The organism is Candidatus Uabimicrobium amorphum (assembly GCF_009002475.1).
Classification (GTDB): Bacteria; Planctomycetota; Uabimicrobiia; order Uabimicrobiales; family Uabimicrobiaceae; genus Uabimicrobium; species Uabimicrobium amorphum.
Map to the genome: position 1 here is coordinate 4905782 of NZ_AP019860.1, position 13998 is coordinate 4919779.

General features: G+C 38.5%; 12 protein-coding genes. 6 read left to right on the forward strand and 6 right to left on the reverse strand.

What is annotated here, in order from left to right:
- Window positions 1-5: 5 nt before the first annotated feature.
- Together UABAM_RS17845 and fdhD are read left to right on the forward strand one after the other, a co-directional pair.
- Window positions 6-647 carry an HAD family hydrolase gene (locus UABAM_RS17845; RefSeq protein ID WP_151969370.1) on the forward strand — a complete coding sequence of 214 codons (642 nt, stop codon included), beginning with the start codon at window positions 6-8 and terminating at the stop codon, window positions 645-647.
- Window positions 622-1488, forward strand: coding sequence for a formate dehydrogenase accessory sulfurtransferase FdhD (fdhD, locus tag UABAM_RS17850; protein ID WP_229759272.1), 867 nt, complete (start codon window positions 622-624; stop codon window positions 1486-1488). The genes UABAM_RS17845 and fdhD overlap by 26 nt, the downstream gene beginning before the upstream one ends.
- On the opposite strand, the gene UABAM_RS17855 is transcribed toward fdhD, so the two are convergent.
- From UABAM_RS17855 to UABAM_RS17865, 3 genes are read right to left on the reverse strand one after another with little or no spacing between them, the layout of a single operon-like run.
- Window positions 1480-1836 (reverse strand): hypothetical protein, encoded by a 357-nt coding sequence (locus tag UABAM_RS17855; RefSeq protein ID WP_151969371.1) that lies wholly within the window; start codon window positions 1834-1836, stop codon window positions 1480-1482. The genes fdhD and UABAM_RS17855 overlap by 9 nt on opposite strands.
- Window positions 1829-2320 (reverse strand): RNA polymerase sigma factor, encoded by a 492-nt coding sequence (locus UABAM_RS17860; protein WP_151969372.1) that lies wholly within the window; start codon window positions 2318-2320, stop codon window positions 1829-1831. Before UABAM_RS17860 ends, UABAM_RS17855 begins: the two co-directional genes overlap by 8 nt.
- Window positions 2321-3955, reverse strand: coding sequence for a hypothetical protein (locus UABAM_RS17865; protein WP_151969373.1), 1635 nt, complete (start codon window positions 3953-3955; stop codon window positions 2321-2323).
- A gap of 267 nt (window positions 3956-4222) precedes the next feature.
- Between UABAM_RS17865 and UABAM_RS17870 the strand changes: the two genes are divergently transcribed.
- The 3 genes from UABAM_RS17870 to UABAM_RS17880 are packed head-to-tail and all read left to right on the forward strand — an operon-like array spanning window position 4223 to window position 7828.
- Window positions 4223-6454, forward strand: a complete 2232-nt coding sequence (locus UABAM_RS17870; protein WP_151969374.1) for a tetratricopeptide repeat protein — start codon at window positions 4223-4225, stop codon at window positions 6452-6454.
- A gap of 2 nt (window positions 6455-6456) precedes the next feature.
- On the forward strand, window positions 6457-7119 hold the full coding sequence (locus tag UABAM_RS17875) for a YdjY domain-containing protein (protein WP_151969375.1): 663 nt from the start codon (window positions 6457-6459) through the stop codon (window positions 7117-7119).
- A complete protein-coding gene (locus UABAM_RS17880; RefSeq protein ID WP_151969376.1) occupies window positions 7106-7828 on the forward strand; it encodes a hypothetical protein in 723 nt (240 codons plus the stop codon). The genes UABAM_RS17875 and UABAM_RS17880 overlap by 14 nt, the downstream gene beginning before the upstream one ends.
- Window positions 7829-8253: 425 nt before the next feature.
- Here the strand turns inward: UABAM_RS17880 and UABAM_RS17885 are convergent, their stop codons facing one another.
- Genes UABAM_RS17885 through UABAM_RS17895 form a run of 3 tightly spaced genes read right to left on the reverse strand, consistent with a single transcriptional unit; the run spans window position 8254 to window position 10991 of the window.
- Window positions 8254-9627 carry a leucine-rich repeat domain-containing protein gene (locus UABAM_RS17885; RefSeq protein ID WP_151969377.1) on the reverse strand — a complete coding sequence of 458 codons (1374 nt, stop codon included), beginning with the start codon at window positions 9625-9627 and terminating at the stop codon, window positions 8254-8256.
- A 15-nt stretch (window positions 9628-9642) separates the two neighbouring features.
- A complete protein-coding gene (locus UABAM_RS17890) occupies window positions 9643-10227 on the reverse strand; it encodes a hypothetical protein (RefSeq protein WP_151969378.1) in 585 nt (194 codons plus the stop codon).
- Window positions 10215-10991 carry a hypothetical protein gene (locus tag UABAM_RS17895; protein ID WP_151969379.1) on the reverse strand — a complete coding sequence of 259 codons (777 nt, stop codon included), beginning with the start codon at window positions 10989-10991 and terminating at the stop codon, window positions 10215-10217. The genes UABAM_RS17890 and UABAM_RS17895 overlap by 13 nt, the downstream gene beginning before the upstream one ends.
- A gap of 166 nt (window positions 10992-11157) precedes the next feature.
- On the opposite strand from UABAM_RS17895, the gene secA reads away from it, so the two are divergent.
- Window positions 11158-13968 (forward strand): preprotein translocase subunit SecA, encoded by a 2811-nt coding sequence (gene secA / locus UABAM_RS17900; protein ID WP_151969380.1) that lies wholly within the window; start codon window positions 11158-11160, stop codon window positions 13966-13968.
- The last annotated feature ends 30 nt before the right edge of the window (window positions 13969-13998 follow it).

Here is a 13998-nt window from a genome sequence, read left to right on the forward strand (position 1 = left end):
ACTAGATGAAGTTATTTGTATTTGATTTAGATGGAACACTCGTAGACACCAAGGAAAACATCGCACTTGCAGCGAACCATACGATGAAAGCAATTGGTCTTCCTGAAATATCCGTAGCTATCATTGCTTCGTTTGTGGGAGACGGTTCAAAGAGACTCCTTGAGCGCTGTTTAGATTACCATGGAGCCAACACCCCAGATACATACTCCCGGGCATGGGACATACTTTTTGCGTACTATTACGAAAATGTAGAAAAATGTACGCAGCTTTATCCTGGTGTTGTGGAAGTTTTGGATTCGCTGCGAGATCATCATTGCGCGGTTCTAACGAATAAACCTCAAGAGATGGCAGATAAATTACTCAAGTATTTGCAAATAGAGAATTATTTTTGCGAAGTGGTCGGAGGAAAAGAACCTGAAAAACTCAAGCCAAATCCACAAACGCTTTTGTATTTGATCGAAAAATACACCAATGAAAAAACAGTCATGATTGGTGATAGTAAAGTGGATATTAAAGTAGCGAAAAATGCCGGTGTACCAAGCGTCGCATTTACAAAAGGTTTTGGTAAAGTAGAAGAATTACAAGACGCCGATTTTGTCGTCGATAATTTTGCGAAACTCGGTGAGATTTTACGCACAAAGTTTTGAGGTCGTCATGTCCGTTCATTCCGTCGAAATTGTAAAATACAATAAAGATAATGTCCAAAAAAAACTTGATGTTGTCGCTGTCGAAGAGCCGTTAGAAATTCGTTTAGAGTATGGAAATCGCGAAGAACGCGAATGGGAAAGTATTGCGGTGACTATGCGCACCCCTGGGGATGATTTTGAATTGGCACTTGGATTTTTATTCAGTGAAGGAATTATCCAAAAATTTTCGCAGGTGCATAGTATTTATCATTGCCAAAAAAATACACAGCGCAACATTGTTTACGTTAAACTAAAACAAAACGTAAAGGTAAATATTCATCAACGAAATTTCTATATGACTTCAAGTTGTGGTGTTTGTGGAAAGGCGGCAATCGAACATCTTGTAACCGAAAGTACTTTTCTTGCACAAACGAAAACATCACCTCTGCAAATGCACAGTAGTTTGATCTGTGGCCTACCAGGAAAATTATACGCAGCGCAGCAAAATTTTAAACACACCGGAGGGTTGCATGCTGCGGGGTTATTCGATTGCAAGGCATTACTTTTGGATATCAAGGAAGATGTGGGAAGACATAATGCCTTTGATAAGTTGTACGGTGCGTCTTTAATAAAGTGCAACTTGCCGCTGAGTGAGTGTGTTGTTGTCGCCAGTGGACGCGCTAGTTTCGAATTGATTCAAAAAAGTGCGATGGCGGGCATACCCGTTTTTGTCGCTGTTGGCGCACCTTCTAGTTTAGCAGTGCGCCTAGCCAATGAAAGTGGCATTACACTTATTGGGTTTACCCGCGAGAATAGATTTAATGTTTATAGTCATGCGGATCGTATTGTCGACTTATTGTAACCACTTAGCGCGACTCCCACCAATTGTGTAAGTGTTGTTATCTTTTACAAACGTCGTACTAAATTTTTTGTATCTTGGTAATGTGTTGGTGTCTAACCGATTCTTCAAAAGGTGACTGACAGACGTAGTATCGTTGTTATTGAAGTTTTTTTGTTGGGCAAAGTTTTCGTATGAACTCCACGAAGCAACAATAATCAACGCGGCAGCGGCGGCTAACAATGGCCACGAGAAAAATGTTCCTGGGGCCGGTGGTGTTGTAAGGCACTTTTGCTTTAAATCGAGTGCGGGCTTTTGTAATTGAAACCCCAACATTTCTTGTTCGAGTTTTTTCCATTGCGGTTCACTCATGGTTTTTTTCTCCCAAAATTTGTGACAGTTTCTCCATGGCATAGCGATAGCGGCTGCTGGCAGTATTTAGCGGTATATTTAGAGTATCCGCTATTTTTTGAAATGTCAACTGTGCGTAGATTTTTAAAAAAACAATTTCGCGTTGTTCTTGAGGAAGCTCTAAAAGAGCCTCCTCGATACACATTTTGCGCAGAGTATTTTCTTCGCGAGAGAAAAGTTGGCACTCTTTGGCGATGGGGCGCAAATGCGTTTTGTTACGTTTGCGTATGTAGGTTAACGCTTCGTTGCGTGCAGCGGTAATGACATAGGCCTTCACATTACTCAATGTCTCTATTTCGGTTTTCCACAATTTGATAAATACGTTTTGCATAACGTCTTCCGCTTGATGTGCATCACCTACAATTGTTTTTATGTAGTTGAGTATGAGTCCACCAAAATCATCAAAAACATTTTCCATCCACAGTTCTTTTGTCGACTTTGCCACTTATTTCTCTTTTCGTAATAAAATCCCCGTATCTACTCGCTTTGTGATAATCCCGCCACCATTTTTTAAGTCTTCTCCCACAGAGTAAATCACGTATCCGTTATCGGTATTTGTGTTGAGTAAACTTTTTCCCGTAAATGGATCTGTTGTATGCAAAGGGTACTTCTTTTGAATTGCAGTGAAGTCAACTTGTTGTGACTTGAGTTGCTGCAAACGTAAATGCAGAGCTGTAAAAACACAGCGCGCTACGGCAAGGCAATTGAGGTCTTTTTTGTTTATACCACTGAAATAAGGCGTTGTCATCATGGAAATTGGATACCAGTTGTTACTTTTTTCTTTTTGACCAAAAGAAAGCCGTATCGCTTTTTCTCCTTTTTTGTTCAATGAAACATTATTTAAAATACATTTTAAGCCGTAAGCAATGTCTTGTTTTAAAAATCCACGCGGAAGAAAATTTACGAATGGTATGTCCAGAGCGGATGTATCTTCAAAATCGAAAATCGTTTCCTTCTCTGTTACCGAGAATATACTACACAATAACAATAGTTCTCCCTCAAAGTTCGAAGGGGAGTGCTCGCATCTTGGTTTTACAATTTCGATAAATTGCTGTATCGTTTGCGCGTCGTCTTCATAATTTAAGGCATGACCTATGGCCATAAGGGTTCTTTTTTCAATGGCATATCTAACTAGTTGCGAAATAAGTATTGGCTCGAACTTGAACATATCACTTACTTTAAAAATGTTTTTTAGTGTCTCAATTGCTTGCTGACGTTGTTTTTTGTGTATTTCGTATGAAAATTTATATTTGAGCATCTTTGTTATTGTCGATAAAGCGGATATGTGTGGGAGTGGCATGGAGTACACTGGTTCTTGAAACTCTAGTGGGATGATGAGCTGCGGATAAGACAATGCATGTTGCAACATTGACAACTCTTTACTAGATTCCGATAGAATTTTTTGTAGATTTTTTTGCATATCTTTATGAGTGAAAAATAATTGATTTTCGTCCTCGTAGTCATATTTATTCATTTGTATAAAAAAATCACTCATGCGGTCTTCGATAACTTTCGACAAGGCGATGACGATTGCTCCCCCATTGTTTTTGCTATCCACTGATTTTAAATACATTTGGTTTACTTGTTGCGTCGATGTTGCATAGCCATAATCTTTTATTTGGGTTAAAACGGTGTTTAATTGGCGACTCCCTATAATATTCCACACATGCAAGGTCAAAAAAATGAAGCAACTGAAGAATACTAAGATATAGGCACTTGCTTTGCGAAATTTTATCCACGTGAAGTTTTTTGTTGTAAAGGCAAGTAGTACGATAAATATATTTACTACAGCAAAAAACGCAATCGAATCTGCGGTAAGAAAAAACAATACAACGCATGTAAAAATGACACCGGCGGAAAAAGTAAACTGTAGAACCGGCAAAATATAACGTTGTCCATAACGCTTTATTGCGAAATAGATACACGTAAACAAGGCAATTATCGCCACAAAAGGTATGATATTTGACCATGTGAAGTGCCCTGAAGATGTAGTATTGCGAACAATATAAAGGGCGCCTGTACTTAAAATAATAATTATTAATGCTGCGATAGAAAGAAAATTGTTTTTCATGTTTTTCATGTGAAGTCTCCTAAAATAAAATGAGTGTTTGCCCTATAGACTTCACAATGTGGAGTTTTTGTCTAAAGAAAATTTTTTTTTGAAAAAAACGATACAATCCTTTTATTGCAACTCAATGAAAGGAAATTCTTTAATAATAACATAAAAATAAATTTACAAAGCCCTTCTGTTCTTGACTGTGTAAGCGCATCGTTTTATAATATTAACTTAGGTGAGGACCTCCCCTCTTTCTGTTTCGATAAACTACATTAAGCTCAGGATCACATTATGAGTGAAGGCAGTAAAAAAGTTGGTATAGAAATTATTGGCCTCTCTGGTGTTTTACAAGACTTACAAAACAACAGGCGCACAACAATTTTGTATGCATATTCCAATGACCATGATAAAGAAAAATATGTTTATTTTAAAGAAGGTCTCATTAAACTCGTTACATCTCCCAACCGTTCCAGTGTGCTTGCAGAAGGTCTACAAAGAGCCTTTAATCTAGTTGATGATGAAACTTTATCCTCTGCATTCCAAGAACAGCTCTCTAGCGGAAAACATTTGACTACGGTCTTAAGAGAAATTGGAGCAGACGACAACTTTATTGTCGATGTTTGCGGATTCCAAATATCGGAGGAAATATACGATCTATTTTTGTGGGAAGATCTACAAATAGAGCTAATAGATGACATAGATCACGAAAAATTTCCTGAAGAACTTTTGGCACTTCCCATCGCCATCGAAGTTGACTTTCTGCTTATGGAAGCCGCACGACGCTCTGATGAATGGAAAAAAATTACCGGAATATTGCCTTCCGGAAAAGATGTAGCCTATATATCGGAAGATATATACGATGACAACTTGACCGCAGAAATTATGCATATTCTTTCTCTTTTAGACAGTGTGCACGATTTTGATGAAATTATCAAAGATTGTCGAATTTCTGAATTTCATGCCTGGGAAATTTTTGCACAGCTTTACGAAGCAGGATACATTGCACTACGTACCGCAGAGGAATTAAAAGAACTCGCTTCTCTTGATGAATTTAGCGATGACTTGTTCAAACGAATAAAACTCTATGAACGCGCAGAAGAGTTGGGCGACAATAGTATTGAAACCATTACATGGCTTGCCGAAGCTTACCAGCAGGGAGATTTAATCAATAAAGCCGTTCGAAAGTACAAACAATTAGGTGAACAATACGTTGAACTTGAGCAATATGATGGTGCTATAAGAGCATATAAAGAAGTACTCGATGTTTTTCAAGATGACATGGATGCTCACGAAAAGTATATAGATGCTTTGTTTAAAAAAGGTAACTTTCAAGATGGAGCCAAAGCTTCGATTACTTACTCGGATAAGTTATCTATTATTGATAAGCGTAGAGCAATATTGGCGTTAGAAAACGCTTACCAGCATAATCCTCTTAGTCCAGAAGTTCTAGAGAAGATGGCGAAACTGTATTGTGATCTTAGCGAAACAGTCGATGCCATGTTCACTTATACAACCGTAGCCAATTTATACAAAAGCCGTGGTTTGTATCAAGATACCATTGATGCCTATCACAAAATACTAGAATTAGATTATGCCAATATCGAAGCGCGTATTAAGCTTGCCGATACATATCTTATCATGGGGCAACACGACAAGGGAATTGCTGAATATAAGCATCTGGGAGATATTTTAACAGACGCCGGCTTTTCCGATAATCCTTTCACCTATACATACCTTATTAACATTTGCGAAAAAATTATTGAATTTGAACCAACAAACCTGTCTGCGCGTGAGTGGTTAGCGGATACCTACATTTTCAAAAAGGAATACGATAAAGCTAAAGAGGTTCTTGTTGACCTATTGAGCTTTTTAGAAAATGCCAATAATCCAGAAGAATTATTGTCTATTTTGCAAAAACTGGTTGAAATTGAGCCACAGAATAGATCATACTTGAAAAAACTGGCGCATATTTACAAACGATTGAATTTATTCGATGATGCGGCGCGTGACTTTATTCATACGGGGGAAATTTGCTTAAACGAAGCGTCAAAACAAGAAATGGCAGGTAAGGCCGATGACGCACGTCGTTTACAAGAAGAGGCCCTCGAAGCTTTTAACGAAGTACTCACCATGAATCCTTTTGATCTAGAAATACGTCAAAAAAGAGCCGAGCTTCTCCATAAATTAAATCATGTAGAAAGTGCTATTGAAGAATACAAGTTGATTTGCCATATGACAAAAGCGGTCAATAACTATCACGATGCCCTTACAGCACTCTTTCACATTGTAGAACTAGCCCCCGAACATGACCCTTCGGCATTTTTGGATATGGCAAAACTTTGTGAACGACAAAATAAGAATGACCTAGCCATTAATTTTTATAAGAAATATGCGATCTTCAATTTAGAAAAAGGAGATCTTGGCGAAGTGATGCAGTCGTGCCGACGTTTGTCCATTCTTTCTCCTGGAGACGAAGAAGTGAAAAAATGGCGTGATTTGGTTAGCTATGTAATGAAAGGTTAGGCATGAAACGCATTTTTTTTATTACCATTGTTTTGATCTCGTGGTGTTTTGCACAAAAAGCCGACTCTCCTATTATTAACCTAAAAGGCATTAAGGTTAATTTACAACAAAAAACCATTGAAATAGATGGTGTGGTTAATATGAACAAAGGGCTTGTGGAATTGTTGGCAACGGCTCCAGGTGGAAAAGAACACGAAAGTGTTCTTAAACTCTATTGCAATCCGTCACTTTTACACACTGCTTTGCTACTTCTTGGTTTAGAAACAGGTGGTGGAGGAAAAAAACAGGGCGATGCCGATCCTATATACGGTGATGAAATGTATATCTACGTTTCGTGGAAAGAAGGAAAAAAACGCCAACTACTTCGTGCCGAAGAATTAGTAAAAAACGAACGAACCAAAAAGCCCATGGCATTATGTAAATGGGTGTTTACAGGAAGTCGTTTTAACAAAGATCAAAAAAGTGGTAAAAGTATTTACATGGCAAACATCAGTGGTGTACTTATTGCGACTTTTTATGATCCCGATGCCATAGTGAACAATCCATTGCCTGAGCGTGCAGATGACACAGTTTTTTATGCGAATAGTGATGTACTTCCCAAAGTTGGAACGGCGATTACCGTTACATTCTCATTAAAAAAAATGCCCAAAAATGAATCTAAGTAAATATGTAGAAATACATTGCAAAAATCTATTTCTACAAAATAACAATGAACCCCCAGCCATCATTGCAAAAAGTCGTTTTCCCCTACTGCACTCTCCCGATAACATAAGCGAAAGTTGTCTGTACAATCTTCAACGCTCCAACAAAAAATGGCATCCTATTATGGACGACATCCTTTTCAGCAACTATGTGGGAGAGTTCTTACAGGTAACGCTGTATTTTCTACAAGTTCCAGAAGGAACATTGGTTACCGCAAATACTTCCTTTGAAAAAATGAAAGTGCTGGGCAAAAGTATTCTCACCTTTTCACGCTCCCTGACCCTACCGCTTTTCGACTACAAGCAAGTATACATTTATAAAAATAATTTACGTGTAGGCTACGTAAATTTAGATATTTATATACGTCCAGTGATTATGCGAAGAAGCTTTTTCTATAAACCTGTCACGCTGTTCCCCTTTTCGGAAAACGAAATAGCCGTTTACTACAATGGCTTTTTAAAGAACTCACAACAGGTATATTGTATGTTTACCACAGATGAATGGAATTCGCACGTTTTAAAAAAAATGCTACGTTGTGGGAATAACTGGATGATCATGGTTGACAAAGTACACAAAACCGAACAGATTGAATTGGCATTTACCAACGAAAAAGAAGTATGGGACAACCAAGACAATCGCAATTGGCTATTTCGTGAAACCGTGTGGTGCTAGTTTTTTCATCGTAACCGTAATCGTCACCGTGACCATAAATGCCATTGACTTAAGAAGTAAGTGTTATTCAATGAAAGACTTACGAATCCATGTCATTCCCGCGAAAGCGCATGGCTGTCAAGCTAAGACATAAAGTACTACAAATAAAAGAACTACATTTTTTCTCTAAAACTAAAAAACTACCTTACCAGTGTCATCCCTGACTTGATCAGGGATCCAGGCGCATACAATTTAACTTTGTTTTGTGGATTCCTGGTCAAGCCAGGAATGACACGGTTTTGTAAGTCTTTATTTAGAAATATTTTACATCTTAGCTTGACAGATATGTGATCAAGTCAGGGATTACTGTGTCCAACAGCAAGCTATTGTTTTATTAAAATCAAACTACTTCAACAGCAAGATGTTGTACAATTGTTACCTAAAATTTATTTCATATCCTTAGGAGTAAATACTACCTTACAGTTGGGTAGCCACTTGCGCACTTTGAGTTTTTCGTGTGGTGGGAAGTTATTGTTTATCAAATAAATTTGTGAAAGTTTACGTAGATTTTTTATTTCCTGTGGCAAGGATTGGAGTTTGTTGTTGTCTAAACTCAAAATTTCCAAAGAAGATAAGTTGCCAAATTGTGGGGGGAGCGATTGCAGTTTGTTATTACTTAAGTCTAGGATTGTTAACTTTTGTAGTGAGCCAAATTCGCCAGGTAAATTTTCCAACTGATTGTCGGCCAAATTTAGTCGATAAAGGTTTTTTAGGTTGCCAAATTCTTTTGGTAAAGCGACTAAAAAATTTGTGGATAAATCGATTTCGCGTAAATTTTGTAAGTTGCCAAACTGTGGTGGTAAAGCGCACAATTGATTTTTATATATATTTAAAGTCTGTAGATTTGATAAAAAACCGAAATCAACAGGCAATGATTTTAGGCTGTTTTCTGCTGCATCCAAACGACTTAGGTTACTCATTCCTCGCAAATTTTCCGGTAAAGCGACTAGCTCATTTCCTTGAATATCAATGCTTTTAATATTTCTAAGCGTGTTTATGTTCGGTAGTTTCTGTAGTCGATTATCCTTGAGGGTTAATTCTTGTAGCTGTGTGAGTTTGGAAAAACTTTGGGGAAGGAACTGCAAATTATTGTTGGTGAGAAACAAGTGTGTCAATTTTTCTAACGCGCCTAGGTCTTTGGGTAATGAAGTGAGTGCATTGTGTTGCAAATTTAGGTATTGTAATTTCTGTTGGTAACAGAAACTGTGTGGTATTTTTTGCAAATAGTTATGGGAAAGTTTTGCTGTCGTTAAGTTTGATAAACAAAAGTTTGCGGCGAGAGAGGAAATTTGGTTACCTGTTAGGTCTAGAGTCTCCAGTTGCTGTAGGTTGTTCACTTGGGGCGGAATTTCTGTCAAGTTGTTGTTTGATAGATCCAACGCAGACATCTTGTTAACATTGTTGAGTGGTTGGGGGACTTGTGAAAGATTGTGCCAACTTAAATTGATAAACGTTCGCTCGGGAGCACTACGAAAATATGGTAGGTCTTCTACAGTTAGCTTTGATATTTCCCAATCTTTTGTACGCCACACAACTAATGTGTATTTTTGTTGACCAACAGCAATATAAATAGAAAAATAATCGTGGAAAGAAAAAGCACATATGCGGTAGTTATCACCATAGTGTTTGCGCAAGTCACTACATGCTTTTAGATATATTGCGGAGAATATCGCAACAGCGAGACTGCATAAAATGAAAACAAGTACAATAGATTTCACTATCCATGTCATTTTTTTGCGTGTGTTACCTTGCTGTTTCATTTTAAACTCCTCTGTTTAGTCCACATTGATATAATGAATTTCATATTCTTCAAAAAAAGCGAAATGGGACATCGTTTGCGCGTTTTTTTTGTGCAAGCTGTATATGACACGGTCACCCAATAGCAATGTGGGGAAATCATGTTGTTTGGCCTGCTTTCCTTGTGAAAGAACCACCGAGTTTCCACTTAGGCAATCACCGAGAAACACGTTATTGTCTTGGTCGCGAAAATAAAGATTTAACCAGTCTTTTTCACTATCATTGATAAATTTACTCTGATCATACGCGACACTTCCAATGTACTCCTCTACATGAAAAGTTTGACAAACGTAGTGCCGTGTATTCGTAATTGTAATAAACCACGAATTATCTTTTCTTGTCAAAAATTGGGGATGTTTTACAAGTAAAGGCATGGGGAGTTGCGTAAATTTTTGTTGTAGTTCAATATTCTTTGGGGACATAAAACTGTGGACTGTCGTTGTGAAAACATTTGGGTTGTTAGAGGTACATTCGCGCAATTGTGTCACATGATAGTGAACTAAGTGATATTTACTTAGCCAAAAGGTAATTACTAAAGTGTTTAGTATTGTCAAAATGGACATGAATAACATATTTTTTTGACACGTTTGAGTAAAAATATCACAACAATATGTAGGGAACAAAACAATACTATGTACAGATAAAAGTTATTTGACCACAACTGTAAAGAGAATGTAGGAATAGTTTTTAACGATTGCGCCTTAGCGATGAAATGATTGCTTTTCTGTGTAAAATTTTTTATGTGAGAGGGAGAGAATTCACGTAGGAAATGAATTTGTCCTAAGCCGTATTTTGCGGTATTTTGTAAAGTCGAATTTATTTCAGGCATAAAATTTGCTTTTACAAATAGATAACCGCCTGCCGCGACCCATTTTTTAACCATTTGTTGTTGGGTAGATGTTAACTCGCAATTTACAAATAAACAGTTGAGTGGTGTAAGTCCTTCCCATAGATCAGGAAGCCATTTGAGACGTACGTAATGAAAATTTTTATGTGATGGTGGTGCAATAAAATGGGTGTCTGTGTAAATGCCTACAAGTTGTTGCGTTTTTTGCAACGCGCGTAGTGAAATATGTTTTTTGGTTTGCGCAGCCTTTATGTACAGGAGTGGCTTGTCCACAAGAGAGTAACCAATGTGTTGTGTTTTCGCTTGTGGGAAGTCAATATTGAAATTGCCAACAGAAACCTTGAGAGGCGTTTTGTTTTTTGCGATAAAACGCACAGGCCACCACATTCCTGGTCGATAATAATTTGAATACAACGGATCAACTTGAACTTGCGTATATATATTACAAATGCAAAAAAAAATAAATATGTATTTATGCATGCCAAAACCTAGAGGTTGAAGTATATGGTAGATTTTCATACAATAAAAAAATCCTAACAGTTTTTTTCTGATAAACAAGCAAAATTTAGGCACAAACCGCAGCGAATGTGGTTCTTGATATAAAAATATTTATAGGTTTTAGCAGCAATAGAATAAGGAAGAAGCTATGTCTTTTGTCGAAAAATTAGGAAAAGGAATACAAAGTGTTTTCGGATCTTACAATGAGCGCTATGTTGTAAAAGATGTTATTCCTGTTGTAAATAAAGTCAATGCGCTAGAGAAAGAGTGGATGACATTAAGTGATCACGAGCTGCGCGGAAAAACAAGTGAATTTAAAGAGCGTTTGGCAAAAGGCCAAAGCCTGGACGACATCCTTCCGGAAGCTTTTGCTACAGTAAGAGAAGGTGCGCGTCGCACCCTGGGAATGCGTCACTACGATGTACAGTTAATTGGCGGTATTATTCTTCACCGTGGAAAAATCGCAGAAATGGTAACGGGGGAAGGGAAAACATTGGTGGCGACTTCTCCTGCATATTTGAATGCTCTCTCTGGTAAGGGAGTTTACGTTGTTACCGTAAACGATTATCTTGCAAAGCGTGACCGTGATTGGATGAGTACGGTTTATGAATTTTTGGGACTAACGGTGGGTTGCATTCAGTCGTACATGGGTCCAAAGGAACGTCAGAAACAATATGGGTGTGATATAACCTATGGAACAAACAATGAATTTGGATTTGACTACCTGCGCGACAATATGAAAATGTCGATGCAAGACAGAAGTCAAGGTATATTAAACTTCGCGATTATCGACGAGGTCGACTCTGTTTTGATTGACGACGCACGTACGCCACTTATTATTTCCGGTCCTGCGGAAGAATCCAGCGAAAAATATTACAAAGCGGCAAAAGTTGTTAAACAACTTAAAGAAGGTGAAGATTTTGAGCTAAAAGAAAAAGAGCAACTGGCACTGCTTACCGATGAAGGTATCGAAAAAGCCGAAAAACTAGTTGGTGTCGACTCTTTTTACAAAGGCAAGAATATGGATTGGCCGCACCATATTACTCAAGCCTTGCGGGCACTACACTTTTTCAAACACGATGTCGAGTACATCAAACAAAAAGGTGAGATTGTTATCATTGATGAAAATACAGGGCGCCCACAGCCCGGAAGACGTTGGAGCGATGGTCTGCACCAAGCCATCGAAGCAAAAGAAGGGTTGAAGTTACGCGAAGAAAACCAAACGTTGGCAACGGTTACTCTACAAAATTATTTTCGTTTGTTTAACAAGCTGGCGGGAATGACCGGTACAGCGATGACCGAGGCGATGGAATTTCACAAGATATACGAATTGGAAGTTTTTGCTATTCCGACAAACCGACCATTGGCACGTATTTCACATGATGATGTGATTTATGGTACGGAAAGAGAAAAATTTGGAGCGATTATTCGCGAAGTAATGAAATATCACAGCGTTGGACGCCCGATGTTGATCGGTACCATTTCCATCGAAAAATCAGAAGAACTTTCTGCGGTACTACAAGCACGGAACATTCCTCACCAAGTACTCAACGCAAAGCACCACGAAAAAGAAGCGCATATTATCACCAACGCAGGTCAACTCGGCAGTGTGACGATTGCGACGAACATGGCCGGTCGTGGAACGGACATCGTACTAGGGACGTTTACTCATGAAGAGCTCTTAGAGCATTGGAAGAGAAATGGCCTTGCTCCAAAGCGTTTGACGGTAAATGATGATAAATTTGAAGAAAAAATTACCCGTCACTGGGCGAAAGTTTACCTAAAACGCGACGATGACGCGCCTCTGGATGAATTGCAAAAAGAGTTGCGTGAAACATGGGATGAATTGGCCTTACCAGACTTGCGTCTGTGTACAAAAGTCTCTGAACTAAACGGACTACATATTATCGGTACAGAGCGCCATGATTCGCGACGTATTGATAACCAGTTACGTGGACGTTCTGGGCGTCAAGGAGATCCAGGGAGTTCAAGATTTTTCTTGTCGTTTGAAGATGCACTAATGCGAAAATTTGCTCCACCGACAATGATTAAAATGATGCAGAAACTCGGTATGCAGGATGGTCAAGATATCCAGCATGGAATGATCAACCGTGGTATTGAAAAAGCACAGAAAAAAGTGGAAGGCTTTCACTTTGAAATGCGTAAGTCGCTACTCGATTATGATAAGGTGATGGACGAGCAACGTAAGATTGTATATGACAAGCGACTAAAAGTACTCAAAGGCGTAGACCTTCGCGAGATGGTGTGGACCATGATGGAAGAGCGCGTTGAAGATACAGTGTATTCGACTCTGCCGGAAAGGCTCACGGGAAATGAAGAAGATTTTGTGGAACTCTGCGAATGGGTAAAGCGCAAATTTAACACCGAAGTAAAGCCAAGTGATATTGCTTCTAGAAAAATTGATGAAACGTGTCAAAAGATACTCGACATCTTGAGCAAAAAATACGACCAACGCGAAAAACAGTTGGGCAAAGAAATGATGGATAACCTAGAGAAATATATTCTCTTAGATACCATAGACTCAAGGTGGAAAGATCACCTATACGCGATGGATGTTCTTCGTTCTAGTATCAATTATGAAGCCTATGCTCAGGTAGATCCTAAGGTAGCTTATAAACGCAAAGGGTACGAGTATTTTGACAAGATGATTGTTGCTGTTCAGGAAGATGTTTGTGAATTTATATTCAAATTGGAAATTGAAGAACCTGACATGGAGCAATTAGGAGATATTTGGAATCCTTCGCAATTTAACCATGATGAGCTTGGTGTTGATTTTGGTGGTGGTAACGTTGATCGTGAAGCGTATGAACAAGCGCAAGTGGCCGCTAGCGCTACGGCAGTACAGACAATAAAACGTGCTACTCCGAAAGTTGGTCGCAATGATCCGTGTCCATGTGGTAGTGGTAAAAAACATAAGAAATGCTGTGGAAAAGTCTAGGTAAAAAACTTACCTGGAAAGGCAAACTGC

Coding starts and splice junctions, on each gene's coding strand:
- UABAM_RS17880 (WP_151969376.1), top strand. CDS start 7,106: ATGAATCTAAGTAAATATGTAGAAATACATTGCAAAAATCTATTTCTA.
- UABAM_RS17855 (WP_151969371.1), bottom strand. CDS start 1,836: ATGAGTGAACCGCAATGGAAAAAACTCGAACAAGAAATGTTGGGGTTT.
- secA (WP_151969380.1), top strand. CDS start 11,158: ATGTCTTTTGTCGAAAAATTAGGAAAAGGAATACAAAGTGTTTTCGGA.
- UABAM_RS17890 (WP_151969378.1), bottom strand. CDS start 10,227: ATGTCCATTTTGACAATACTAAACACTTTAGTAATTACCTTTTGGCTA.
- UABAM_RS17845 (WP_151969370.1), top strand. CDS start 6: ATGAAGTTATTTGTATTTGATTTAGATGGAACACTCGTAGACACCAAG.
- UABAM_RS17865 (WP_151969373.1), bottom strand. CDS start 3,955: ATGAAAAACATGAAAAACAATTTTCTTTCTATCGCAGCATTAATAATT.
- UABAM_RS17885 (WP_151969377.1), bottom strand. CDS start 9,627: ATGAAACAGCAAGGTAACACACGCAAAAAAATGACATGGATAGTGAAA.
- UABAM_RS17875 (WP_151969375.1), top strand. CDS start 6,457: ATGAAACGCATTTTTTTTATTACCATTGTTTTGATCTCGTGGTGTTTT.
- UABAM_RS17895 (WP_151969379.1), bottom strand. CDS start 10,991: ATGCATAAATACATATTTATTTTTTTTTGCATTTGTAATATATATACG.
- UABAM_RS17870 (WP_151969374.1), top strand. CDS start 4,223: ATGAGTGAAGGCAGTAAAAAAGTTGGTATAGAAATTATTGGCCTCTCT.